The sequence below is a fragment of the Bradyrhizobium sp. LjRoot220 genome (assembly GCF_964252915.1).
Taxonomy (GTDB): domain Bacteria; phylum Pseudomonadota; class Alphaproteobacteria; order Rhizobiales; family Xanthobacteraceae; genus Bradyrhizobium.
On record NZ_CAXUPS020000017.1, the window covers coordinates 15742 to 39392 of the forward strand.

Below are 23651 nucleotides of genomic sequence, written 5' to 3' on the forward strand. Positions count from 1 at the left end.
CATCCGCTCGATCGCCCGACAAAGGTTCAGCTCGCGGCGGGAGGTCTAAGCCGTGCGCTCGCCAACGCTATCGGCTGGTCGGCATCAACTTCCGGGTTCGGGTAGTATACCATTCAAACAACGAGGTTGCGGTAGGGCGGACATTGGCATGCCGAAGCTGTCGATTCGCTACCGATGTAGTGAGACGGTCGCTTTATGTTTTCCAATTGGTCCGATTTTGCATAGTCGATGATTCATCGAGCGCCCATAGTGCCGGTTAGCGCGACCGGCCGCTTAGCGATAACCCAAATCCAAACAGGAAAAGCAGACATGACGAGTGCAAGATTTGTTCAGATGGCCGGGCTGCTCGCCGTGACGGTGACATTGGGCAGCATGGCAGCGGCTAATGCCCAAACCGCACAGGCTCCTTCCGCGTTGAAAACGATTGGTGCTCCGGCTGCAGCAGCCAAGCCTGAGATTGTCCCTTCGCTGTTCGTGCTCAATTCCCGAGCGGCGACGTTGCAGGGTGAGACGTTGGTGCTGACAGGCGTTGCCCCGAACTCCATCATATTCGCCGACCGCCCGGTGAGATCCGCCGGCCATCAGCCCACCGCCGACGTCATCGCGGAATGGGGATCGGGTGACGACAGCTTTACCAAGAATCCCCCGAACGCGACCTTGTCCGCGTTCGGCAAGGATGGTGCCGTGAAGGACGCAGTCGTGGTGCTGAAGAACCCGAAGCTTGAGGGCGATAAGCTGACGTTTACCGTTCAGACCCTCGAAGGGGATATCGCCGGCGCGGACGGTGGGGCGGCGCTGTTCATTGACATCATCGGCCGGCCGTTCACGCCAATGTCGTTTGCCGGCGTCGCTCGGCGTTCGGCGTTCCGGGGCGCGATGTATGCCGGCGCGGTTGGCGCGGCCGCCTATGGCGCGGCTGCATATGCTGCGCCTTACGTCGCGCCGTATCCGTACCCGCGGCCTGTGTGCGGCTATTATCCGTATCCGCCTTGCTACTGAATTGAACAAGAAGGCGTGGAAGTGCGTGCTTCCCGCCTTCAATCGATGAGTCGCTTCGATCCTCGATCTTCCCTTTGGAAGCTAGCCTTAACGGAGATTGTAATGAACATCACCCGTCGCAACCTCACCATTGGCGGTATAGGCCTGTTCGCTGGCAGCTCCATGAGCACAATAGGTCGCGCCGAACTCGGCTCGTTCCTCGGCGTCGGTGAGGGAATCGAGGACTTCGCCCTCGCCACGGACGCCTACGTCTACGGATATCCACTGGTCACGATGGAGATGACGCGTAGGGTTTTCACCAACGTTTCGCAGCTAGAGGCGATGCGCGGTCCGATGGGCCAGGTTGTCAAGGCAAGGCAGTATCCGGACGCTTCGTATCGCGACGTCACGGCGCCGAACGCCGATACGCTCTACACGACTTCGTTTTTCGACGTTGGCAAGGAGCCGATGGTACTTAGCATCCCCGACATGAAAGATCGCTATTACCTGATGCCAATGCTGGACGGCTGGACCAACGTGTTTCAGGTGCCCGGCAAGCGCACCACTGGTACTGGCGCACAAACTTATGCAATCACCGGCCCGGGATGGAAGGGCGCGTTGCCATCGGGTGTGAAGGAACTGAAGTCGCCGACCAGTATGGTATGGCTGCTGGGCCGAATTTATTGCACGGGCACGTCGGAGGATTACGCAGCGGTACATAAATTGCAGGACGAATGCAAACTCGTCCCGCTGAGTTCATACGGTAAGCCTTATACAGCGCCATCCAACACTATCGATCCCTCGATCGACATGAAGACCGCAGTGCGTGAGCAGGTCAACCGAATGGATGCGGCGGCCTATTTTACGCTGCTGTGCAAGCTCATGAAAGACAATCCGCCAGCCGCCGCGGATGCGCCGCAACTCGCCAAGTTCGCAAAAATCGGGATCGTCCCGGGCCAGGATTTCGATGCGGGCAAACTCAAAGCTGATTTTCTGAAACGGGTTCCGGAAGTATCAAACGATCGAATCATGCTCCAGTTCAAGGTCAACAAGAGCATATCGGACGAAAACGGCTTTGCCTACACTGCGAAGGGCGGCGTGTATGGGACGGACTACCTGCTGCGAGCGCTGATTACGGCGATCGGATTAGGCTGCAACCGGCCACAGGACGCGATCTATCCGACTTCGCAAAAGGATGCGGAACGCCAAAAATATAGCGGTGCCAACAAGTATGTGATGCATTTTGCGAAGGGCCAGTTGCCACCGGTCCGCGGGTTCTGGTCCCTGACGATGTATAACGCCGACTATTTCTTCGTCAACAATCCGCTCAACCGCTATTCGATCAGTGCGCGGCAGAACCTGAAGTCCAATCCGGATGGATCGACCGATCTCTACATCCAGAAGGACTCGCCGGGTAAAGACAAGGAGTCCAACTGGCTTCCCGCTCCATCGGGCAATTTCATATTAATGGCCCGCCTGTACTGGCCGACCGAAAGCAGCCCTTCGATCATCAACGGATCGTGGAAGATCCCGCCCGTGAAGAAAGTCGCCTGAATCATTGATTGCGTCGGCGCCTCGGCGCCGGCGCGTTAGCTACAACCAGTACCGAATGGAGCGCAAAAATGTACAGGGCCCTGATTTTCGCAACGGTGGCAGTAGGTGGAGCAGCCGTCGTGGCGGCACCGATGGTGGTCGCCCCGGCATGTGCGCAAGTCGCGGATGCCTACGGCCGGATCGTTACAATCCGCCGGTAAGACGTTTTCTAAACGGCGGGAAGCCGCGGCGCTCCGAAGCGCTGCGGTTTTCCGAAACCAGCATTCGGCTCAACCAACGGAGGAGACAAAAAATGAAGCTATCGATTTCCTTGTCAGCGCTGCTGATCGCAGGACTCATGGTCGCGAGCAGTGAACCGGCCAGTGCCGTGGTGTACTGCCAGTACATCAGTTATCCGGCTGGTTGCGTCGTTCGACCCGGCGTCAGGCTGGTGGCACGGCCGGTCGCGCGAGCGGTGGTGACTCCCGGCGTCGGGGCCGCCGGAGTCGGCGTACGGGCTGGCACACCGATGAATCGCGGCGGTCCGGTCAATCGGGTCGGCAGGCGCTGAAACGTCGGGGCTGCCCTGGAGCGCCGTACGGAATGAGGTGCGCCGCCCAATCCAGCACGAGCCTCGGCGGGCCGTTCTAGGCTTCAGGACGTCGGTCGCTGAGCGATCCAACGCCGCTGTTCATGGGACGAAATCGAACCCGTGATGGTAGAGCGGGTTGCCGGGCGTGCCGAACAGATGGGCCGTGGCTTGTAACGCCGCGCCGTACAGCGTGAAGTGCGTCTCCGGATCCAGCTTGGACTCAGGCGAGCCGGTCGAGATCGGCAGGTTCAGGACGTCGGCATCGCTGAGCGATCCATCGCTGCTGGTCATGGTCAGGTTATTGATGCTGCTGAAATCGAACGTGCTGTGGTAGAGCACGTTGTTGGCAGCGCCGAACGCCGCGTTGATTTGCGCCACGCTGCCGGTCAGCGTCACCGTGGACGACCCGCTGCCGGTGACCGTGACGCCGCCAACCGCCCCAATGCTCAGCGTGCCGTGGTCGACGTGAAGCGTGGTGGTCAGCGATGTCGCATCGACGTCGCTGACGGCGAGCCCCGATATCACGATATCGGTATTGGCCGCGACCTTCCGGGACGCCGGCATCGTGTTCACCGGCGCATCGTTGACATTGACAATGGCGGGGGTCCCCGCACTGGTCGCACTTTCGGCGAAGCCCTGGCCATCGGTGTAGCTTACCACGACACGGACGAACCCGCCGACGTCGGCATCGCCGAGCCGGTAGGTCGCCTGGGTCTGACCAACAACATTGACGTAGCCGCTGCCGACGTCGTGCTGCCATTGATAATGCAGCGTTCCCAGACCGTCGACGTCGGCCAGCGTGCTGATCGCCGTCAGAACCTGGTCTTCGGTAGCGCTGCCCGAGATGGTCGCTCCGCCGGTGTGCGGATCGTTGACGCCGGCGATGGCGGAACTCGCCACACTGGTCGCGCTTTCGGCAAAACCCTGGCCGTCGATGTAGCTCACCACGACACGGATCAACCCGCCAACGTCGGTATCGCCGAGCGTGTAGGTCGCCTGATCCAGACCGACATTGGCGAAGCCACCGCCTGTGTTGCGCTGCCATTGATAATGCAACGTCCCCAGACCGTCGGAATCGGCCAACGTGCTGACCGCCGTCAGCACCTGGTTTTCGGTGGCGCTTCCCGTGACATTTACCCCGCCGGTATGCGCGTCGTTGGCAACGGTGATGACGGGTGTGCTCGCGCTGGTCGCACTCTCGGCAAAGCCCTGGTCATCGGTGTAGCTCACCACGACGCGCACCGCTCCGCCGATGTCGGCATCGCCAAGCGTGTAGGTCGACTGGTCCAGGCCAACGTTGACGTAGCCGAGGCCGCTGTCGCGCTGCCATTGATAATGCAGCGTTCCCAGACCATCGACGTCGGCCAGCGCGCTGATCGCCGTCAGCACCTGGTCTTCGGCAGCACTGCCCGAGATGGACGCCCCGCCGGTGTGCGGGTCGTTGATGCCGGCGATTGCGGAACTCGCCGCACTGGTCGCGCTCTCCGCGAAGCCCTGGCCGTCAGTATAGCTTACCACGACACGGACTAACCCGCCAACGTCGGCATCGCCGAGCGTGTAGGTCGCCTGGTCGGCGCCAACGTTGACGAAGCCGCTTCCGGTGTCGCGCTGCCATTGATAATGCAGCGTTCCCAGACCATCGACGTCGGCCAGCGCGCTGACCGCCGTCAGCACCTGGTTTTCGGTAGCGGTGCCCGAGATCGATACCCCGCCGGTGTGCGGGTCGTTGACGCCGGCGATTGCGGCAGTCACCGAACTGGTCACGCTCTCTGCCGTGCCGGAGCCGTCGGTATAGCTTACCACGACTCGGACGATCGCGCCGACGTCGGCATCGCCGAGCGTGTAGGTCGTCTGATCCAGACCAACGTTCACGAAACCGCCGCCGGAGTCGCGCTGCCATTGATAATGCGGCGTTCCCAGACCGTCGGCGTCGGCCAGTGTGCTGACGGCCGTCAGGACCTGGTCCTCGCTCGCCGCCCCGGTAATCATCACCAGGCCAGTCGGCGCATCGTTCACCGCACTGACGGTGAGGCTGATCGTCGCCGTATTGCTGTCGACGGTGCCGTCATTGGCCTTGAACGAGAAGCTGTCCGCGCCGCGATAGTTCGTATCCGGCGCGTACGTGTAGGCACCCGTGGCGGAATCGAACGACGTCAGCGTGCCGTGCTGCGGCCCAGCGACGATCGCATAGGTGAGCGCGGCGCCCTCGACGTCGCTCGCCGCGAGCGTTCCGCTGATCGCAGCGTCCTCGGTTCCGCTGCCCGAGCCGCTTTGCGCGACGGCCGCGTCGTTCACGGCATCGATCGTCACTGTCACGGCCTGCTCGACCGTATGGCCGTTGCCGTCCGAGATGACAATCGTAAAGCTGTCCGAGCCGTTGGCGTTCGCCGTCGGCGTGTAGGTGAAGCTGCCGCTGCCGAATACGACCGCACCCTTCGCGGGCTCTGAGCCGGTCTTCACCGCATAGCTGAGCATGTCATTGTCAGCATCGATCGCCCCGATGGCCACGGACGCCGAGGCCGTGTCCTCGTTCGTCGTCACGCTGTTGGTGGCGGGAGCAGCGGGCGGATGATTCATCAGGATCGAGACAGTCCCGCTCCCCTGATTGGCGACCGCGACGTCAAGCTGGCCATCATTGTTGAAATCGGCCAGCACGATTGATCCGGGCTGGCTCCCGACCGGCAGTTGCAGGACCGTCGAGAAACCACCGGCGCCCGTACCCAGCATCACCGTAACGGTGCCCTCGGCGTTTGTTATAATGTAATCAAGTTTGCCGTCCCCATTCATATCTGCGATCGCGAAATCGGTCGGCGTCCCAACCGGAATGGCGAACTGTTGGAGGTTCGCGAGGCTATATCTATTATCTAGGAAATGAACCGTAATGTGGTCGTCGCCGAGTGTGACGATATCTATGTTTCCGTCACCGTTAACATCGCCCGTTTCGCGAAAATTCTGCACCTCACCCGGAAGGGTGTTCACCCGAGAAAACGTCCCATCACCGTTGCCGAGATCAAGCGCAAAAAATCCAAAAATACTGGCTCCGATCAGATCGAGTCGACCATCGCCGTTCACATCGGCGAGACTTGCCGGCTGAGTCGGTCCGCCCCACGAGTTGCCCGGCTGGAAGGTGCCGTTTCCATTCCCGAGCAGGATGGAGACTGTGCCGCTGGAGGAGCTCTGGCTGACGATGTCGAGGCGGCCGTCGCCGTTCACGTCGATGAGCGCCATCGAAGATGGCGGCGCGCCGAGGTTGACGCTCCCGGTCGAATAGAAAGGCCCGGGACCGCCGTGCGGCACCTGGAAGGCGACCTGCGCGAAACTGCCGTCACTCGCAACAAGCTCGAGCTTGCCGTCGCCGTTGAGATCGCCAAGGGCCACCTCAAAATTAGACGAAGGGACGGCCATAAGGTTTGGTATTGCGGTGCCGAAAGTCCCGTCCCCGTTTCCGAACAGAATCCAGGTATTTAGCGAGCCGGGACTGCTGGTCACAATATCGAGCCGGCCGTCACCATTGATGTCGCCGACCGCCAAACCCGCAGGGTTGGCTCCGACGGAATACTGTGTCTGTGTCAGAGAAAACGTCATGGATATCCGTGTTATACTTTTAGGGATGGGAAGCGTCGTCCCATTTGAAATTAATCTTAAGCCGCCGAGCTCAGAAAAACTGGAAATCGCCAATCGTTAAAGCGCATGGCCCCAATTCGAGGCCTAAACCATTCTCTTGTAACAGTGAAACGCCTGTCACAGAACTCCGAATGTATCTCATTCAGCGCACAACTCGTCCGACAGGGATTCCAGCGCCTGCGCCCGCCGTAACATGAATAACGGTGCCCTGACCGGAGTGAGGTCGAAATGCATTCTGAGCGACCGCTCGCCAAAAAGGTCAGATGCTGATCGCTGCTTCATTCATAATGAGGCTCGCCACTCACCGATACACCCCATTGGCGCGAGGCAGTCGTGATCGGTTGACAACCCACGCTCACATATTCCCTGACTTCGGTTCTGAATACCACCGCAGGTCGACCCTTTCGTCCTGCGTTCCGGCAGCACATCAGGGCATTGCGGCGGCGGATAAGGATTCGAGGCCACATGGGTCAACCTGGCACGAGGACCGGGGTGTCCTGATAGGACAGGCCGCAGCGTTCTGAAATTTTTCCGATAGCTTCCGAAAATGCCTTTCAGGAAAGGCATTCTTTGGCAGCGCAGGCCTCGTATCTCAGCCTTATCTTGCCTCATCCAACGCACGGATCTGAGTACCGCGCGATCACTTGCTGGCCATCGGCGAAGTTGGCGATCGCGGGACGGCCCTGGTCGAATGCAAGCCGGCCGGCAAATGGCTGCTTGGCGTCAGGCCGCGGTTGCGACCTGCTTGTGCAGCGCTCGCTCGGCGTGACGCTGTTCGAGAGCGGCAATGGTCATCCTGAGATTGTCGCGCCGCTCGATCAGGGTCCTCGCCAGGATCGGATAGTTGATGTCGGATCGGTCGGAAACCCGGGCGCGCGCTTCTTCGGCCGCGATTTCGATTTCGATCAGGTGAACGGTGCGAGCAAGATCAGCCAGGATCTTGCTGATGACGGCAACCTCTCGGACTGCACTTTCGCGCGTTGTCTCAAAACGAGCTTGTCGGTTCATTTGCGTGCTCCAATGTGTCGGTTCGGCACATTTCGTGCGTGGACTTCGAACAGCTGAGACGTCAATCGCAAGCTGTTTGCCAACTATGCCCCCGTAACAACACGGTGATCGGAACCTCAATGCCCCAAGTTCGGCCGCGCGCCGCCTGCATCGGACGACAACGCACTCACGGATTCTCGCGCCGGCAGCCCTGAAAAGAGGCGGGTCTTTCACAGAGCACCATCCGTCGGGGAAATAAGTTCTTGTGATGGGAGCGGGCCTTCCAACTCCGAAGGCCCAGAACCAGCTGTTAGCGGAATGTTTTTTCAACCCTGGAGAGCCCGATGGGCGAAGTCATCCGTTTTGTCCCGAAATCCGAACTCGAGCGGGCGCGTTTGATCCGAGAGGCCCGCGCGATCTACGAAAGCATATTCCCATCGAAAGTTGCCGTCGGCAGCGCGCAGCATGACCGCAGGGAATGAGCGCGTGCATGACGGCGCAAGGGTTTCCTGGAACCTCTACGTCACGCTGCCCAGCACCATGCCGAAGAGGCAGTCACCGCGCGCTACGCTGGTGGTGACATGGCGCTTGTCGCCGAGATTGCTGGCGTTGACCTGAAACCGCCGGGGCCGTTCTCGTAGCGGATCATGGCCGGACCTGAGCCATCTGCGCTTCCGCCTGCTCCAGCCAATACGTCATGCCCATGTCGATCGTGACGTCGTCGATCAATCTTCCCCGGTAGAGATCGGCCGCGGCGCTCAGCGCACCATGACCGCCGTCGCGGACCAGGGCCTCGAACTGACCGACATCGCATCGGACCGCCGCGGTATTGAGCGATACGACCTCGGCGTCGCTCTCCAGCGCGTCCTGGCCGAGGACTTTCCGCAGCCGGAAAATCGCCTGGCGCAGGTTCTGCTTGGCCTGCGCGTCGAAATGGGAGCCCCACAGCAGGGCCGACAGTTTCTCACGCGGCTGCGGCCGAGCCGCATTGCAAGCCAGATAGGCCAGCGAGCCTGCAAGCTTCTTGCTCGGCAGGTCGACAACGCCATTCGGTCCGGTAAATTGGAAGCCTCCCAGCAGCAAAAGGCCAAACCTCGGTGATGGCGCGCCATCGCTTGGCGCACGCGAGATCTGCAAGATGAAGCCCTTCCTGGAAGCACATTCGAAGCGGCGATTATGCCTTATCACGACGTTCCAGGCAAAAGTAACGCTTCGGTAACGATTGACTGACGGCCGCGACGACTTCGACGGACTTCAATTGCTGTCGCGCGAGCGCCATGCACCGTGCATTGCGGCGGATCACACGGGATCTGCGCGGCCGACGTCGTCCAGGCAGCGCATTTTGCAAATTATCACGGCCTCCGAGCAAAAATAACAGCTCCGTAACGCCCGACTAACGCCGGCAACGACGGCGGCATGTTTGATGGGCGTCAGGCAACCAGGAAGCCGCTGACCCATCTGGCTTCGGCGGCTGCCGACACCAGCGCCGCGTCGGCGGCTTGTTGGGCGCCGGCGACAAACGAGGTTTGGAGATTTTTAACGACATGCGAACGCAAGCTTTGCAGAAAAGGACGTTTTCAATGGCGCAAGCAGCGGTTTCCGATCGGACGGCGGTCATACCGGCAATTGGGTTTGACACAGGCGATGATGCCCCGGGCATCCGCGCGATCCTCAGCCTGCCCGCCACATGGTGGCAGCGGGCCCGTTTCAGGGCGGAGCTGCGCGCGGATCTCAGAGACAAGCCCGAGTTTCTCCGCGACATCGGCATCGGCGTGCACGAAGCGCAAGCCGAAGCGTCGCGGTTTTTCTGGGAAGCTTTGATACTCGAACACCGATAGCCCAGGATCAGCAATTATTGGTCTGCGGCAAACATCGTCGATCGCAGTTCAGGGCGACCAGACTGGCGGATTGCTGCTGCTAGCAACACGGCCGCAAAAACGGAGGACACCATGCGGATCCATTGCACTCTCGCAGTTGCGACGGCCATCATGGCGGGGCTTGGCCTGAAATTGATTGTGTTCACCGCACCGATCGCCGCGGCGGATGGGAGCTTCGCCAAAGACGCAAGTGTCGATACCTCCGTGATGCACCATCGGGTCCATAATCTTCCGATCGAGAATGTTCACGACATGACGTTCGTTTTTCCCGAGCGGGGTTGATCGGACGATCTCGCTTCAAATTAGTAAACAGCTCGGCTGCGCAATTTCAACGAACAGCCCTAAAACCTGTACGTCGCGCTGCCCAGCACCGTGCGGCCGATGCCGAGGAAGCAGTCGCCGCGCGGCCAGCAGGTGGTGAGATGACGCTTGTCGGCAAGGTTGGTGGCATTGACCTGAAGCCGCCAGGGGCCGGTCTCGTAGCGGATCATGGCGTCGAACAGCGTGTAGTCAGGCGTACGGAAGGTGTCGGTGCCGTCCCAGGACTCACCGATGTAGCGCACGCCGCCGCCGATGGTGACGCCTGGCAGGCCAACCGCCGTGAGGCGGTACTTCGCCCACAGCGAGGCCTGATGCTCCGGCACGGTTTCGACCCGCTTGCCGGCGTTGTCGCCGCTTTCCACGCGCGCATTGACGTAGGCATAGGCGCCGATCAGGTCGAGGTCCGGCGTGACCCGGCTGATCACCTCAAGCTCGGCGCCGCGGATCCGCACCTGCCCGGTCTGGATCGAGATCAACGGATTGTCGGGATCGGCCGCCAGCCGGTTCTTCTCGATGGTATCGTAGATCGCGCCGTTGATCGCCGTGCCCGGCATCGGGTTGTACTTGAATCCCAGTTCCACCATCTCGCCCTGCTGCGCCTTGCAGACGCCCGCGCAGATGCCCGAGCCGAAAATCGGGGTAAAGGACTGCGCGTAAGTGACGTAGGGCGTCAGGCCGAACGGCAGTTCGTACATCAGCGCGGCACGGCCGGTGGTCGCCCTGGTGTCCTCCGCCGGAGTTCCCTGCACATTGTTGCTGACGAAATCCTGGCGGATGCCGACGATCGCCAGCCACGGCCCGAGCCGCATCTGGTCCTGCGCGTACAGCCCGAGCTGGCTTTGCCGCAGATCCGGCTCCGGCGACAGCGGCGGCGCGACGATGCCATTGTAGACGGGAGCGTAGAGATCGAATGGCCTGGGATCGAAGATCTCGCCCGATGACGCCGCGCGTTCGCCGAGGCCGCGATAGTCGACACCGAACAGCGCCTTGTGCGTGATCGCGCCGGTGGCAAACTTCAACTCGGCGTTGGAATCCGAGGTGAAGCTGTCCTTGGTCGTTTGCCGGCTCGAGAGCCAGCGCGCCACGGTGCGCCGCGCGGGATCGAGGAAAGGATCCGCCGGATTCGTCGACCAGTCCGGATACATCGTCCGGTAGATGCCCTCGACATGGGCGTAACGCATGTTCTGCCGGATCTTCAGCCCATCGCCAAAGCTGTGCTCGAACAGGCTGCTGATCGCGCCGGTCTCGGTCTGATAGCGGTCGAAACCCGGCTCGCTGACAAAGCGACGTACCGGGACAAGGCCGTTGGGGCCAGGAAACAGCGTGCCCTCGTGCGGCAGGAATGCCGTCGAGGAGCCGGTCATGTCTTTCTGATAGGTGCCGAGCACGGTCCAGCTGGTGTTGTTGGTCGGCCGCCAGGTCAGCGACGGCGCCAGTACGATGCGGTCGTCCTTGACGTAGTCGGTTTGCGAATTGCTGTCGCGGAACACGCCGACGAAGCGATACAGCCACTCGCCGTCCTTGGTCAGCTTGCCGGTCGAGTCCATCTGCACTTGCTTGCGGTTGAAGCTGCCATAATGCACGCCGATTTCGTTCGCGGCTTCCGCCTGCGGGCGCTTCGAGATCAGGTTCAGCAAGCCGGCCGTCGAGGTATCGCCGTAGAGCACCGATGACGGGCCGCGCAACACTTCGATACGCTCCAGCGTGTACGGATCGGGCCGCCACTCGTTGAACTGGAACGTATTCGCCACGCGGGTGCCGTCGAGATAGATGTTCGGGTCCTGGCCGCGAATGCGCGGATAATCGCCGCGCGTATCCGGGCCAAAGGCGTCGGCGAACACGCCGGGCACGTAGCGCAGCGTCTCCTGCACGGTGAGCGCGCCCTGATCGGTGATGCGGTCGGCGGTGACCACCGTGATCGATTGCGGCGTCTCGCGCAGCGGCGTGTCGGTCTTGGTACCGGTGCCGCTTTGGTTGGCAAGATAGCCGCGCACCGGGCCGGTCGCCGTTTCAGAACGCGCGGCCGCCGCAGCGGCGGCGTCAGGCGTCGCCGTTGCGCGCTGCGCCGTGCGCCGGCTTGCCGCTGCCTGCGGCTTGCGCGCGGGACGCGGACGCGCCACCGGCTGCGACGGCTGCTCGACGACGACGGCCGGCAATTGACTGGCGGGCTGCGCTTGCGCGGGCGTAACGGCTATCATGGCTGCCAGCGTCGGCAGCACGCCGAACAATGCCGTGTTCTTGTATGTCGTCATATTCCGTTCCGTCCCCACTCTTGCGCGCGTGGCGGAGTAACAAGCATGATCGAAAGGTTGAAGAGCGTGAGGGTTCAGTGAGCCGACTATTCCCGGATTTAGAATTAGTATTTGTCTAGCCGGAACCGGCGCTGGCATCTCTCTAATGTAACGATCCATCGATTGACGTCGGCGCATGTTTTCTGCACATGCAGAGTACGGCGAGGTGCAGAAGACGTAGCGCGGGCAAAGCGCAAGCGTGCCCACATTGACGCCACCGATCGGTTAGATGATGGGCACAGCGCCAACGCGCCTTTACCCAGCGGTGACAACAACGCCCCCGTAGTTCTCCGGGTTAGTCACCTCAAACGACATTGCCTATAAAGCGTTCGCGAACAGCTGGGGGATGGACGTCGGTCATCACACCGACGTCCAAGGGGTTGTTTGATCGCGAGGCCCGGACTCCTAGGCACTCCGGGCCTCGTTTGATCTTCCGCTCGCTGAATGCAGGCGTAGGGTGGGCAAAGCGAAGCGTGCCCACCAATTCAAACCAGCCGCTGGGATAGATGGTGGGCACGGCGCAAACGCGCCTTTGCCCACCCTACGCTTCAATCACCGCAGCTTGTTCAACCGTACCATCAGCATCTCGCGCTCCCTGGCGTCGAGCGGCGTCAGCGTTTTACTGGTGATGGCCAGACATTCCGGGCGGCCTTCACGGCTTCCGTGGGCTTGGAACCCGCCATCGTTGTTTTCACCTGATGGCATTGAGGTGTATGATCGCCGGAAGCGCACCCAGCCGGCGGCACTCGTAAGAGGACTCAACGAGCCGGGTTAGTTCTTGCTGCTGCATGCCGCTGAGCCATGTTGGTACCCACCAAGGCAAACAGGGAGGCAGTCCGATGACGATGAGACCAGACCCCACGTTTCACGCATCGCCGAAGCTTGCGATGGAAGCTCCGCCGGAGAGCTTCGCCTATACCTTGCTGCTCAGCCCGGACTTTTCACAGCCCGACGCGCTTGCGGTGATCGACGTAAAGCCCGGCTCTCCGAGCTACGGTCAGGTCGTCCACACCGTGACGATGCCCAACAAGGGCGACGAGTTTCACCATTTCGGGTGGAACGCCTGCTCGTCGGCCTTGTCGCCGCTCGCCGGGCACGCCTTCCTCGAGCGCCGCTACCTCATCATCCCCGGGATGCGATCCTCGCGAATCTACATCATCGATACCAAGCCGGATCCCACCCAGGCGAAGATTCACAAGATCATCGAGCCCGAGGAGATCTTCAAGAAGACCGGGTACTCGCGGCCGCACACGATCCACTGCGGGCCGGATGGTATTTACGTCTCAACGCTCGGCGGCGGCGGCAAGGACGGCACCGATGGACCGCCCGGCATCTTCATCATGGACTGCCAGACATTCGAGGTACTCGGACGGTGGGAGATCGATCGCGGTCCTCAAGAGAAGCACTATGATTTCTGGTGGAACCTGCCGCGCGATTACATGGTGAGCAGCGAGTGGGCGCTGCCGCCGCAGTTCGAGAACGGGATTGTGCCGGAGGATCTGCTCTCGAACAAATATGGCCATCGGATCCACTTCTGGGATCTGCGGGCCCGACGAAACGTCCAGACCATCGATCTCGGCGCCAACCATCAGATGGCGCTGGAAGTGCGTCCCGCGCACGATCCCGTCAAGGAGTACGGCTTCGTGGGCGTCGTGGTCGACACCACAAACCTCGAAGGCTCGATCTGGACCTGGTGGCGCCAGGGCGGCAAGTTTCACATCGAGAAGACCGCGACGATCCCGCCCGAGCCCGCGCCGAAAGAGCAACTGCCGCCGCTCCTGCAGGGCTTTGGCGCGGTACCGCCACTGGTAACCGACATCGACCTGTCGATGGATGACAAGTTTCTCTACGTCTCGTGCTGGGGCACCGGCGAGATGCGTCAATACGATGTGAGCGATCCGAGAAAGCCCAGGCTTGCCGGATCGGTCCGCATCGGCGGCATTGTACGCCGTACGCCACACCCCAGCGGCAAGGCCTATGCCGGTGGTCCGCAGATGGTCGAGATCAGCCGCGACGGCAAACGCGTCTACTGGACCAACTCGCTCTATTCGACCTGGGACGACCAATTCTATCCGCAGGGAATGCCGGGCGCCGAGGTGATGGCCCGTGCAAGCCCGGGCGGCGGCCTTGAGCTGGCAAAGGACTACTGCGTCAGCTTCCCCGACGGCTACCGGGCGCATCAGATCCGGCTCGACGGCGGTGACTGTTCGACGGATTCGTTCTGCTACCCGTCGGTTTGAATGTGAGCGCAGCCGATTGGACAGCGGCCTGGCTCTGGCTGGCTGTCCTGGCGAGCGGCCTCTACCATGGCATAAACCCTGGAATGGGATGGCCGCTCGCCGTGTCGGCCGGATTGATGGAAAGGAGCCCGCGTGCCCTCGGCGCTGCGCTGGTGCCGCTGACGGCCGGCCATCTGCTCGCGATGCTGCTGGTGCTGCTTCCGTTCGCGCTGCTGGTCGGCCTTGTCGAATGGCAGCGCCAGATCCAGATCGGCGCCAGCCTCCTTGTCATCGGGTTTGGCATCTTCCGCCTTGTCGATCGGCGCCATCCGAGAGCATTGGCGCGGATACCGCCGACGCAATTGGGGCTGTGGTCCTTCGCCGTGGCCATCGCGCATGGCGCGGGCCTCATGCTGGTGCCGATCTATCTCGGGCTTTGCCGGAACGCCGACCTCGACAAGGGCCACCAGGCGGCGTTGACCCTCATCAATGCAAATCTCGGCATGGCCGGGCTGGTCGCCATCGTCCACGCCATCGCGATGATTGCGGCGGGCGGATGCCTGGCCTGGCTGGTCTACCGTTACCTTGGTCTCAAGTTCGTATCGCGGAGCTGGTTCAACCTGGAGGCGTCCTGGGCCGTCAGCCTCGTTCTGGTCGGAGCCATTGCGCTGCTGCTCAGCCTCGCGGAGTAGCGCGAACGCTGCGCGATGCTGCAATTCACATTCAAAGCACGCGCTCGCGTCACCGCAGCAGTCGTAGGGTGGGCAAAGCCACCGGGTCGCGCGAATGCGCGCCCGATGACAGGCTCCGCGTGCCCACCAATTCAAACCAGCCGCTGGGATAGATGGTGGGCACGGCGCAAATGCGCCTTTGCCCACCCTACGATTCGCGTCACCGCAGCTTGTTCAGCAGCGTCATCAGCGTCTCGCGCTCCTTGGGGTCGAGCGGCGCCAGGGTCTCCCGGGTGATCGCGAGTGCATTGGGCGCGGCCTTCTCGGCGAGCTGTTGCCCGGCCCGCGTCAGACTTACCAGCAGGCGGCGGCCGTCCTCGGGATCGGGGCTGGTCTCGGTCAGGCCGCGCGCGGTGAGGCGGTCGATCACGCCCTTGATAGTGGCAACGTCCATCGCGGTCAGCCGGCCAAGTAGATTTTGCGAGCACGGTCCGGTCTCGGTCAGCTTCGCCAGCGCCGCCCATTGCGTCGGGGTCAGATTGATGCCGATCTCGCGGGCGAAGATCGTGGAATGGCGTTGCCATACCTGGCGCAGGATGAAGCCGACCTGCTCGTCCAGAATGTAGGACGGCCGCGATGGCTTGACGCTCCGTTTCGCCGAAACACCCCTGCCCATCTGCGCTCTCTCTGTTTGTTTGCCGCCGCCGGTCACAGCGACAGATGCGCGTCGCGGATATCCGGACGCGCGTCGAGTTCAGCCATCGTGCCGCCATAGCAGATCTTGCCGCGCTCGATGATGTAGGCGCGGTCGCAGATCAGCCGGGCGAAATGCAAATTCTGTTCGGAGACGACGATGCTGACGCCTTCCTTCTTCATCGCCAGGATGGCGTCGACCATCTGTTCGACGATCTTCGGCGACAGGCCTTCGGAAGGCTCGTCCAGCAGCACCAGCGATGGATTGCCCATCAGCGTCCGCGCGATCGTCAGCATCTGCTGCTCGCCGCCGCTCATGCGCCCGCCCGGCCGCCCGCGCATCTCGCCGAGGTTCGGAAACAGCGTGAACAGCTTTTCGCGGGTCCAGTACGGCGCGTTGGGACGTTTCGGCTGGCGGCCGACCTCGAGATTTTCCTCGACCGTCAGATCCGTGAAGATGCGCCGCTCTTCCGGCACGTAGCCGAGCCCGCCGCGCACGATCGCATGCGTCGGCTCGGTGGAGACGTCCTTGCCTTCGAACAGGATGCGGCCGGAGCGTTGCTGCACCAAGCCGACGATGGAACGAAAGGTGGTGGACTTGCCGGCGCCGTTGCGGCCGAGCAGCGCGACCACTTCGCCCTCGCCGACCTCGAGCGCGATATCGAACAGGATATGCGCCGGACCGTAATAGCTGTTGAGGTCCTGGACCGAGAGCTTCATGCGCCGGCTCCCTCGCGGTGGCGCGCATCGTAGACCAGGCCCTCGCCGAGATAGATGGCGCGCACCTGCGGATTGCCGCGAACCTGCTCCGGCGTGCCCTCGGCAATCAAGCTGCCGCGGTTGAGCACGAGGATACGATCGGCATGTTCGAACACCACGTCCATGTCGTGCTCGGTAAAGAGCACGCCGATCGATTTTTCACGGGCGATCTCTGCCGTCAGTCGCATCAATTCGATTCGCTCGCGCGGCGCCATGCCGGCGGTCGGCTCGTCCATCAAGAGAAGCTTTGGCTGGTTGGCGAGCGCGATCGCAAGTTCGAGCCGCTTGAGGTCGCCATAGGCGAGTTCGCCGCAGGGGCGCTCCGCGTAGGCGCTCATGCCGACGAGATCGAGCAGCCGGCCGGCTTCGTCCCGTGCGTAGCGTGCCGTCGAGCCCCAGAGATTGAACAATTGCCGCCCATACGACACCAGCGCGACCTGCACGTTCTCGCGCACGGTCATGGTCGGGAATGTCGCCGTGATCTGGAAGGTGCGCCCGACGCCGAGCCGCCAGATCGCCCGTGGCTTCTGGCCGACGGTGTCTTCGCCCAGCAGATTGATGCGGCCGCTGTCGGGGATGTTCTGGCCGTTGAGCATGTCGAAGCAGGTGCTCTTGCCGGCGCCATTGGGCCCGATCAGCGCCAGGATTTCACCTGATCGCAGCGAGAACGACACGTTGCGCACGGCGTGAACCCCGCCATAGGATTTGTTCAGGCCTTCGACCGACAGCAATGTGGGGACCATGCTCATTCGGCGCTCTCGATCCGGGAAGTGGCAAGCGACGATTTGGACGACGCGGACTTGCGGCGATTGCGGATCGTCTCCAGCACCCCGACGATGCCCTTGGGGAATGCCACCACGATCAGGACGACGAAGCCGCCGAGCACCAGCTTGGACAGATCGGTCTGGCTCACCAGCCAGATGTTGAGCGCTTTGAAGACGATGGCGCCGACCACGGCGCCCGAAACCGTCTCGACGCCGCCGAGCAGCACCATGACCAGCGCATCGACCGACAGCGAGATGCCGAGGCTGTCGGGGAACACGCTGCCCTTCAGGTACGCAAACAATGCGCCGGCAAATCCGGCGACGGTGCCCGCGATCACGAAGGCGGTCCATTGCACGCGTTTGCCGTTGATGCCGATGGCCTCACTGCGCAGCAGCGAATCCCGCGTCGCGCGCAGCGCGAAACCGAACGGCGAGAACACGATCACCCGCAGCACGGCGACCGCGATCGCGGCGATGCCGAGCGACAGCCAGTAGAAACTCGCCGGGCCCGCCGCCCATTTCTCCGGCCAGACGCCCAGAATGCCGTTGTCGCCGCCGGTCACCGTGACCCACTGGAACGCGATCGACCAGACGATCTGCGCAAACGCCAGCGTCAGCATCGCGAAATAGACGCCGGACAATTGCACGGCGAAGAAGCCGAAGATGGCCGCGCCGAGCAGACCGAGCAGCGGGCCAACGAGCAGCGAGACGATCATCGGCATTCCCGCCGCCTTGGCCAGAAATGCGACGCCGTAGGCGCCGAGCCCGAAATAGGCGGCGTGGCCGAATGAGGCGAGGCCACCGACCGACATCAGGAAATGCAGGCTGGCGGCAAAGATCACGAAGATCGCGATCTCCGAGCCGACCGTGAGCGCATAATTGCCGGCGAACAGCGGCAGCATCGCCGCGACGGCAAGCGCCGCCATTGCCAGCCAGCGTTCATTCGATGTGAGCGGCCGCCAGGGATTGACGGTCAGTCCCGGCGTGCGGCGCGCGGCGGCTTCCGGTTTGCCGAACAGCCCCCAGGGCCGCACGATCAGCACCACCGCCATCACCAGAAACACCAGGATGATGGAGATCTTTGGAAAGATCAGAATGCCGAAGGCGTTGAGCTCCGACACCAGCACCGCGGCCACGAAGGCGCCGATGATGCTGCCGAGGCCGCCGATGACGACCACGACGAAGACGTCGACGATGATGCGCAGGTCGAGCGCATGATGCACCGCGTCACGCGGGATCTGCAGCGCGCCGCCGAGCGCTGCCAGAAAGACCCCGAGCGCGAACACGCTGGTGAACAGCCATTTTTGATTGACGCCGAGCGCTGCGACCATGTCGCGGTCCTGCGTCGCCGCGCGCACCAGCACGCCCCAGCGCGTGCGCTGGAACAATAACCAGAGGATAGCAAGCACGACCGGACTGAGCGCGATCAGGAACAGGTCGTAGGTCGGGATGTTCTGGCCAAAGAAGTCAACCGCGCCTTTGAACCCCGGCGCGCGGCGGCCCAAAAGATCATCGGGACCCCAGATCAGCACCACGATATCCTGGACCATCAGGGTCAGGCCGAACGTTGCCAACAGCTGAAACAGTTCGGGCACGTGATAGATCCGCCGCAGCAGCACCATCTCGACGATCACGCCGACTACGGCCACGATCAGCGCCGCGACGACGATGCCGCCCCAGAACCCGAACGCGCCGGAGAAGCGTTCGGTCAGCGTAAACGCGACATAGGCGCCGAGCATATAAAACGCACCATGGGCGAAATTCACGATCCGCGTCACGCCGAAGATGATCGACAGCCCTGAGGCCACCAGAAACAGCGACGCCGCGCTGGCCAGACCGGTCAGGAACTGAACGAAGTAGAAGGCCATGGCGGTGTGTTGCTCGTGGGTTGGTCGGTCGTTCTTGCTTACCTCGCCCCGCCTGCGGGGAGAGGTCGTCCGGCGAAGCGTAGCGAATACGGACGGGTGAGGGGGTACAGGTCTGAAGGCAAACACAGGACTCGCGGATAGAGCCCCTCACCCCGACCCTCTCCCCGCAAGAGCGGAGAGAGGGAGAAGATCACAGCCTCAATCCTTCGGACGAAGCTTTGCGACTTCGGCATCGCTGGGCAGGTAGTCGGTCCCCTTGCGGTAGACCGAATTCACCATCACGCCCTTGCCGTCCTTCAGCGCGGTCTTGCCGACATAGGCACCGAGCGTCGACTGGTGATCGATCTTGCGGAAGGTGAGTTCGCCGAACGGCGACGGCATCGACAGCCCTTCGGCCGCGGCAATCAGCTTCTCCGGATCGGTGGAGTTGGCTTTCGCCAGGATCGCTGCGGCCGCCTTGATGGTCTGGTAGCCGACGATGGAGCCCAGGCGCGGATAGTCGTTGAACTTGGCCTGATAGGCTTTCAGGAATTTGTCGTGATCGGGCGTCTTGATGTCGTACCAGGGGTAACCCGTGACGATCCAACCCTCCGGCGTTTCTTCCTTCAGCGGATCGAGATATTCCGGCTCGCCGGTGAGGAACGACACCACCGAGCGCCCCTTGAACAGGCCGCGGGTGTTGCCCTCGCGGACGAGTTTAACGAGATCGGCGCCGAAGGTGACGTTGAGGATCGCTTCCGGATTGGCCGCGGCCACAGCCTGCACCACCGGGCCCGCGTCAATCTTGCCCTGCGGCGGCCACTGCTCGTCGACCCAGACGATATCGGGACGTTTCTCTGACATCAGCTTCTTGAACACCGCCACCGCCGACTGGCCGTATTCATAGTTCGGCGCGATCGTGGCCCAGCGTTTTGCGGGAAGCTTGGCGGCTTCTTCCACCAGCATCGCCGCCTGCATGTAGTTGGATGGACGCAGGCGGAAGGTGTAGCGGTTACCCTTGGACCAGGTGATCGCGTCGGTCAGGGGTTCGGCCGCGAGAAAGAATACCTTCTTCTGGTTGGCGAAATCGCTGACGGCGAGACCGATGTTGGACAGGAACGTGCCGGTTAGCATCGCAACGTTCTCGCTCGACACCAGCTCATTAGCCGCGGTCTGCGCATCCGCCGGCTTGCCGCCGTCGTCCTTGGAGACGACCACGAGCTTCTTGCCATTGATGCCGCCCGCGGCGTTGACCTCTTCAAGGGCAAGCTGCCAGCCCTTGCGATAGGGCTCGGTGAAGGCGGGCAGCAGCGAATAGCTGTTGATCTCGCCGATCTTGATTTCGCTCTGGGCCATGGCAGAACTCGCCATGCCCGCAACTGCGATCGCCAATCCTGCTCCCAGCAAATAACTCCGTCGCATACCCTCACCCTCCAGTGTTGAACAAAATCACCTTAATCCGTCTTCGCCTTTGACTTCCGCGACCGTCAAACCGCCGACACGCGGCAGCGGCCGGCCGCTATCGGTGACGGCCACCGCGACCATGATCTCGTTGGCGCGCGGCGCGTCGTTGATCTGCACTTCCATGCCGTCAAAATGGCTGCGCACGAAGGCCGCATCCTTGTGGCCGAGCGGAATATCCAGCGTGGTGCCCGGTCCGCTGCGCTTCTTCGAGGACGGAATCAGCGCCGCACCCTTGCTCAGCACCTTGCGCACCGGCGCGCCCATTTTGGGATGCAAAATCGCGGCCGCGTGCTCGAGTTCGCCGTTTTCGCCGACCGCGGCGGCCTTGCCATAGCTCTGCGCCTTGGCGCCGTCGATGCCGAGCGCGGCCACCGCGCGCTTCGACAGCAACTCGCCGAGTTCCTCGCCGATTGCGATCAAGGGCGAGAGATCCTCGACATATTTTCCGGCGAACGGATTTTCGATCACGGCAATGGCGGCGGCACGCCGCGTCGGCGGCGACACCGTCTGCCCCATCTCCAGATGGGTTTCCTCGACCACCGTGACGATCTTGCGAATGATGGCGCTCATTGTATCAGCCTTGTTTCCGGTCAAGCATGAACTGCACTTTCTATCGCGCTTCCGTGAACGGCCTGCAACGCGGGCATCGCGCTGCCAGTAGTTCCGACCACGCGCGTTTCGCCAAGCAGGCGTAACGCCGCGCCTTCGATCAATCCGGCCGCGAATAGCCGTTGGGCGCAGACAGCCCCTGCCCCCAGCGCGGCCTCGATCTCACTTTCGGTCAACGGCCCGACGTCGCAGGTGACAAGGCGTGCGCCGAGGTCACTGTCGGGCTGCAATTCATTGGCCGGGCAGCGGATGATCGCGGGGTGACCGGGCAGATCGACGGCATTGGCGATGATGGTGGCGGCGGCGTCGGCCTGCGAGGCCGTTCGCGCGAGCACGGTGACGGCGTCGGCAATGCCGAGCGAGAAGCTGCGGCCGTGACGCCCACTGGTCGCGACGCCCCGGACCGGATCGTCGGCATCGACGACCATCGTGCGCATCAGGCCGTGTCGATCGGGCCGGTCCATCAGGCCGACGGTGAATTGCTCGCCGCCGGTGAGATGTAGCGCGATGTCGCCGCCATTATTGACATAGGCGCGCTCGAGATGGGCCGCACCCAGCATCGCGCCGAGAATTTCCTCCGCGACGGAACCGGCCACCGCCGCCATCGGGGTGATGAAATGATCGGCGGCGAAGGGCGCCACGGCCGCATGCATGCGGCGCGCGACGACGCCTTTCAGCGTGCACCGCGCTGGATCAGCCGCCTGGCGCAGCGTCGTCAATTCCTCGCAGAGTTCATCGAGCAAACCGATAAACCGCCGCGCCGCGGCGTCATAGGCGGCGCGAACCTCCGCCTCCGGACCGTTCGCCTCAACGACCAGATCGATCGGACCGTCCTGCAAATGCAGCCGCTTGCCGTCCGGAAGAAGCGCTATTTGCGGCAGGCGTTTCATGGGTGCCGTCCCGGGCTGTAAGGCATCGGGCGCACTTCGGTGTTGTCCTTGAGCGAGGCCAGCGGGCGGACGTAATCCATATGGCCGCCGAGCGCCGCATAGTCCGACAGCCGCAGCGTGAACTCGATCGGCGCCACCAGTGCCGGCGTTGGCACGTAACCAAAAGCACCGGCCGGCATCTGCGTGACGTCGACCATGAAGGTGATGCCGCCGCCGGGCCAGACATAAACCGGCGCGCCGCCGCTGGTGACCCGCGTCAACGCATCCTTGACCGACCGCGTCAGCCGCACCGGATTGTCGGTGACCCCGGCGCGCAGCGAGCCGCCGGCACCGCCCATGAACAGCACCGTGCACAGCGCCGGCTCGCAGTTTTCCTGGATACGCTCGACCGAGAGTTTCAGATCGAGCGGCATTTGCGTCTCGACGGGCGTCAGCGCCTCGTCGAGCACGTAATAGGCCGCATGCTCGCCGGTGGTCGAAACCATCAGCATGGTCAGGCCCGGCCGCGCTTCCTTCGGGTTAAACGGCCCCAGCACCGACAGCGGATCGGAGATCTTGGTGCCGCCCCAACCGGTGCCGGGCTCGGCGACCTGGAAATAACGGCCCGGCGTCGAGCGCCGCCCCTTCATCTTGATCCCGGTATCGGGAATATCCAGCAACTTGCCGGCCTGATGCTCGCTGAGAACACCGGTGATGTGGTCGTCCACCACCACGACCTCATCGACCTTGCCGTGCCATTGCTTGGCGAACATGCCGATTGTGGCGGAGCCGCAGCCGACCCGCATCCGCTCTTCCGCGACGCCATTTACGATGGGCGGATGGCCGGCCTGCACCACGACGGTGGCGCCGCCATCGATCGTGAGTTCGACCGGCTTGCAATTGGAGAGGTCCATCAGCGCATCGCAGGTGACGCGCCCCTCTTTCTTGGAACCGCCGGTGAGATGATGCACGCCGCCGAGCGACAGCATCTGCGAGCCATATTCGCCTGTCGTGACGTGGCCGATCGCCTCGCCCTGCGCGCGGACGGTCGCGGTCTCCGGGCCGAGATGGCGGTCGGTGTCGATCTTCACCTTGACGCCGCAATAGCTGAAAATGCCTTCGGTCACGACCGTGACCATGTCGACGCCGTCGATTTCGGACGACACGATGAAGGGCGCCGGCTTGTAATCAGGGTACGTCGTGCCGGCGCCGATCGCGGTCACGAACACATTGGGCTCGCGAACCAGCTTGCCGTCCCAATCGCCGCCGCCGGCCTGAAACGGCACCAGCCGTCCGCCATGCGACACCGTCCGCTCCAGCACGATATGCGGATCGACGCGCACCAGTTCGCCATTGTGGTTGGCGTAGCGATCGCACGCGCCCGCCGCGCCCGGCTTGATGTAGCACATCACCGGACAGGCATCGCAGCGGATCTTGTCGCCACCGGCAGTCGTCGTATCCGTCATCGTGAACAGGCCTGCTCGCTGGGAGGCGTCGATCATGCCCGCATTGCCGCGGGAGCGATCATTGTTCGTATACGAACGATGGTGCGC

At 62.7% G+C, this 23651-nt stretch carries 23 protein-coding genes; 9 read left to right on the plus strand and 14 right to left on the minus strand.

Annotated elements, in window-relative coordinates; translation table 11 throughout:
• Positions 1-333: 333 nt before the first annotated feature.
• Positions 334-999 (plus strand): hypothetical protein, encoded by a 666-nt coding sequence (locus ACSQ84_RS35350; RefSeq protein ID WP_436216383.1) that lies wholly within the window; start codon positions 334-336, stop codon positions 997-999.
• 102 nt (positions 1000-1101) lie between these two features.
• On the plus strand, positions 1102-2532 hold the full coding sequence (locus tag ACSQ84_RS35355) for a DUF1254 domain-containing protein (RefSeq protein ID WP_436216384.1): 1431 nt from the start codon (positions 1102-1104) through the stop codon (positions 2530-2532).
• A gap of 183 nt (positions 2533-2715) precedes the next feature.
• Here ACSQ84_RS35355 and ACSQ84_RS35360 read toward each other — a convergent pair whose 3' ends face one another.
• Positions 2716-2919 carry a hypothetical protein gene (locus tag ACSQ84_RS35360; protein ID WP_436216452.1) on the minus strand — a complete coding sequence of 68 codons (204 nt, stop codon included), beginning with the start codon at positions 2917-2919 and terminating at the stop codon, positions 2716-2718.
• On the opposite strand from ACSQ84_RS35360, the gene ACSQ84_RS35365 reads away from it, so the two are divergent.
• A complete protein-coding gene (locus tag ACSQ84_RS35365) occupies positions 2825-3082 on the plus strand; it encodes a hypothetical protein (protein WP_436216385.1) in 258 nt (85 codons plus the stop codon). The two genes, ACSQ84_RS35360 and ACSQ84_RS35365, sit on opposite strands and share 95 nt — an antisense overlap.
• A gap of 120 nt (positions 3083-3202) precedes the next feature.
• Here the strand turns inward: ACSQ84_RS35365 and ACSQ84_RS35370 are convergent, their stop codons facing one another.
• Both ACSQ84_RS35370 and ACSQ84_RS35375 read right to left on the minus strand, forming a co-directional pair.
• Entirely contained in the window at positions 3203-6688 is a 3486-nt protein-coding gene (locus ACSQ84_RS35370; RefSeq protein WP_436216386.1) for an FG-GAP-like repeat-containing protein, read from the minus strand.
• A gap of 762 nt (positions 6689-7450) precedes the next feature.
• Positions 7451-7735, minus strand: a complete 285-nt coding sequence (locus ACSQ84_RS35375; RefSeq protein ID WP_436216387.1) for a hypothetical protein — start codon at positions 7733-7735, stop codon at positions 7451-7453.
• 323 nt (positions 7736-8058) lie between these two features.
• Between ACSQ84_RS35375 and ACSQ84_RS35380 the strand changes: the two genes are divergently transcribed.
• Entirely contained in the window at positions 8059-8196 is a 138-nt protein-coding gene (locus ACSQ84_RS35380; RefSeq protein WP_436216388.1) for a hypothetical protein, read from the plus strand.
• Positions 8180-8332 (plus strand): hypothetical protein, encoded by a 153-nt coding sequence (locus ACSQ84_RS35385; RefSeq protein ID WP_436216389.1) that lies wholly within the window; start codon positions 8180-8182, stop codon positions 8330-8332. The genes ACSQ84_RS35380 and ACSQ84_RS35385 overlap by 17 nt, the downstream gene beginning before the upstream one ends.
• A gap of 27 nt (positions 8333-8359) precedes the next feature.
• Here the strand turns inward: ACSQ84_RS35385 and ACSQ84_RS35390 are convergent, their stop codons facing one another.
• Positions 8360-8851: an AfsR/SARP family transcriptional regulator gene (locus ACSQ84_RS35390; RefSeq protein ID WP_436216390.1), complete on the minus strand. Its 492-nt coding sequence runs from the start codon at positions 8849-8851 to the stop codon at positions 8360-8362.
• 365 nt (positions 8852-9216) lie between these two features.
• Between ACSQ84_RS35390 and ACSQ84_RS35395 the strand changes: the two genes are divergently transcribed.
• Together ACSQ84_RS35395 and ACSQ84_RS35400 are read left to right on the plus strand one after the other, a co-directional pair.
• A complete protein-coding gene (locus ACSQ84_RS35395) occupies positions 9217-9552 on the plus strand; it encodes a hypothetical protein (RefSeq protein ID WP_436216391.1) in 336 nt (111 codons plus the stop codon).
• Between the two features lie 150 nt (positions 9553-9702).
• On the plus strand, positions 9703-9873 hold the full coding sequence (locus ACSQ84_RS35400; RefSeq protein ID WP_436216392.1) for a hypothetical protein: 171 nt from the start codon (positions 9703-9705) through the stop codon (positions 9871-9873).
• Positions 9874-9932: 59 nt separating this feature from the next.
• Here the strand turns inward: ACSQ84_RS35400 and ACSQ84_RS35405 are convergent, their stop codons facing one another.
• Entirely contained in the window at positions 9933-12164 is a 2232-nt protein-coding gene (locus tag ACSQ84_RS35405; protein ID WP_436216393.1) for a TonB-dependent siderophore receptor, read from the minus strand.
• A 591-nt stretch (positions 12165-12755) separates the two neighbouring features.
• Positions 12756-12908 (minus strand): hypothetical protein, encoded by a 153-nt coding sequence (locus ACSQ84_RS35410; protein WP_436216394.1) that lies wholly within the window; start codon positions 12906-12908, stop codon positions 12756-12758.
• 134 nt (positions 12909-13042) lie between these two features.
• On the opposite strand from ACSQ84_RS35410, the gene ACSQ84_RS35415 reads away from it, so the two are divergent.
• Together ACSQ84_RS35415 and ACSQ84_RS35420 are read left to right on the plus strand one after the other, a co-directional pair.
• Positions 13043-14443, plus strand: coding sequence for a selenium-binding protein SBP56-related protein (locus tag ACSQ84_RS35415; protein WP_436216395.1), 1401 nt, complete (start codon positions 13043-13045; stop codon positions 14441-14443).
• Positions 14444-14445: 2 nt separating this feature from the next.
• Positions 14446-15114: a hypothetical protein gene (locus tag ACSQ84_RS35420; protein WP_436216396.1), complete on the plus strand. Its 669-nt coding sequence runs from the start codon at positions 14446-14448 to the stop codon at positions 15112-15114.
• A gap of 199 nt (positions 15115-15313) precedes the next feature.
• Here ACSQ84_RS35420 and ACSQ84_RS35425 read toward each other — a convergent pair whose 3' ends face one another.
• The 8 genes from ACSQ84_RS35425 to ACSQ84_RS35460 all read right to left on the minus strand — a co-directional run bounded on the left by ACSQ84_RS35425 (position 15314) and on the right by ACSQ84_RS35460 (position 23600).
• On the minus strand, positions 15314-15769 hold the full coding sequence (locus ACSQ84_RS35425) for a MarR family winged helix-turn-helix transcriptional regulator (RefSeq protein WP_436216397.1): 456 nt from the start codon (positions 15767-15769) through the stop codon (positions 15314-15316).
• Between the two features lie 32 nt (positions 15770-15801).
• Positions 15802-16506 (minus strand): ABC transporter ATP-binding protein, encoded by a 705-nt coding sequence (locus ACSQ84_RS35430; RefSeq protein WP_436216398.1) that lies wholly within the window; start codon positions 16504-16506, stop codon positions 15802-15804.
• Positions 16503-17294, minus strand: a complete 792-nt coding sequence (locus ACSQ84_RS35435; protein WP_436216399.1) for an ABC transporter ATP-binding protein — start codon at positions 17292-17294, stop codon at positions 16503-16505. The genes ACSQ84_RS35430 and ACSQ84_RS35435 overlap by 4 nt, the downstream gene beginning before the upstream one ends.
• The gene (locus ACSQ84_RS35440) at positions 17291-19177 is read right to left on the minus strand and encodes an ABC transporter permease (RefSeq protein ID WP_436216400.1); all 1887 of its coding nucleotides are present in this window, start codon (positions 19175-19177) and stop codon (positions 17291-17293) included. The genes ACSQ84_RS35435 and ACSQ84_RS35440 overlap by 4 nt, the downstream gene beginning before the upstream one ends.
• Positions 19178-19375: 198 nt before the next feature.
• Positions 19376-20578, minus strand: a complete 1203-nt coding sequence (locus ACSQ84_RS35445) for an ABC transporter substrate-binding protein (RefSeq protein ID WP_436216401.1) — start codon at positions 20576-20578, stop codon at positions 19376-19378.
• A gap of 27 nt (positions 20579-20605) precedes the next feature.
• Complete coding sequence (locus ACSQ84_RS35450) at positions 20606-21190, minus strand: amino acid synthesis family protein (protein ID WP_436216402.1); 585 nt, start codon at positions 21188-21190, stop codon at positions 20606-20608.
• Positions 21191-21210: 20 nt separating this feature from the next.
• Complete coding sequence (locus tag ACSQ84_RS35455) at positions 21211-22119, minus strand: UPF0280 family protein (RefSeq protein WP_436216403.1); 909 nt, start codon at positions 22117-22119, stop codon at positions 21211-21213.
• Positions 22116-23600 (minus strand): 6-hydroxynicotinate reductase, encoded by a 1485-nt coding sequence (locus ACSQ84_RS35460; protein WP_436216404.1) that lies wholly within the window; start codon positions 23598-23600, stop codon positions 22116-22118. The genes ACSQ84_RS35455 and ACSQ84_RS35460 overlap by 4 nt, the downstream gene beginning before the upstream one ends.
• Positions 23601-23651: the final 51 nt, after the last annotated feature.

Coding starts and splice junctions, on each gene's coding strand:
- ACSQ84_RS35375 (WP_436216387.1), bottom strand. CDS start 7,735: ATGAACCGACAAGCTCGTTTTGAGACAACGCGCGAAAGTGCAGTCCGA.
- ACSQ84_RS35430 (WP_436216398.1), bottom strand. CDS start 16,506: ATGAAGCTCTCGGTCCAGGACCTCAACAGCTATTACGGTCCGGCGCAT.
- ACSQ84_RS35455 (WP_436216403.1), bottom strand. CDS start 22,119: ATGAAACGCCTGCCGCAAATAGCGCTTCTTCCGGACGGCAAGCGGCTG.
- ACSQ84_RS35425 (WP_436216397.1), bottom strand. CDS start 15,769: ATGGGCAGGGGTGTTTCGGCGAAACGGAGCGTCAAGCCATCGCGGCCG.
- ACSQ84_RS35355 (WP_436216384.1), top strand. CDS start 1,102: ATGAACATCACCCGTCGCAACCTCACCATTGGCGGTATAGGCCTGTTC.
- ACSQ84_RS35370 (WP_436216386.1), bottom strand. CDS start 6,688: ATGACGTTTTCTCTGACACAGACACAGTATTCCGTCGGAGCCAACCCT.
- ACSQ84_RS35415 (WP_436216395.1), top strand. CDS start 13,043: ATGACGATGAGACCAGACCCCACGTTTCACGCATCGCCGAAGCTTGCG.
- ACSQ84_RS35410 (WP_436216394.1), bottom strand. CDS start 12,908: ATGCCATCAGGTGAAAACAACGATGGCGGGTTCCAAGCCCACGGAAGC.
- ACSQ84_RS35460 (WP_436216404.1), bottom strand. CDS start 23,600: ATGATCGACGCCTCCCAGCGAGCAGGCCTGTTCACGATGACGGATACG.
- ACSQ84_RS35380 (WP_436216388.1), top strand. CDS start 8,059: ATGGGCGAAGTCATCCGTTTTGTCCCGAAATCCGAACTCGAGCGGGCG.
- ACSQ84_RS35435 (WP_436216399.1), bottom strand. CDS start 17,294: ATGAGCATGGTCCCCACATTGCTGTCGGTCGAAGGCCTGAACAAATCC.
- ACSQ84_RS35445 (WP_436216401.1), bottom strand. CDS start 20,578: ATGCGACGGAGTTATTTGCTGGGAGCAGGATTGGCGATCGCAGTTGCG.
- ACSQ84_RS35350 (WP_436216383.1), top strand. CDS start 334: ATGGCCGGGCTGCTCGCCGTGACGGTGACATTGGGCAGCATGGCAGCG.
- ACSQ84_RS35450 (WP_436216402.1), bottom strand. CDS start 21,190: ATGAGCGCCATCATTCGCAAGATCGTCACGGTGGTCGAGGAAACCCAT.
- ACSQ84_RS35400 (WP_436216392.1), top strand. CDS start 9,703: ATGGCGGGGCTTGGCCTGAAATTGATTGTGTTCACCGCACCGATCGCC.
- ACSQ84_RS35440 (WP_436216400.1), bottom strand. CDS start 19,177: ATGGCCTTCTACTTCGTTCAGTTCCTGACCGGTCTGGCCAGCGCGGCG.
- ACSQ84_RS35405 (WP_436216393.1), bottom strand. CDS start 12,164: ATGACGACATACAAGAACACGGCATTGTTCGGCGTGCTGCCGACGCTG.
- ACSQ84_RS35385 (WP_436216389.1), top strand. CDS start 8,180: ATGACCGCAGGGAATGAGCGCGTGCATGACGGCGCAAGGGTTTCCTGG.
- ACSQ84_RS35360 (WP_436216452.1), bottom strand. CDS start 2,919: ATGTACTGGCAGTACACCACGGCACTGGCCGGTTCACTGCTCGCGACC.
- ACSQ84_RS35365 (WP_436216385.1), top strand. CDS start 2,825: ATGAAGCTATCGATTTCCTTGTCAGCGCTGCTGATCGCAGGACTCATG.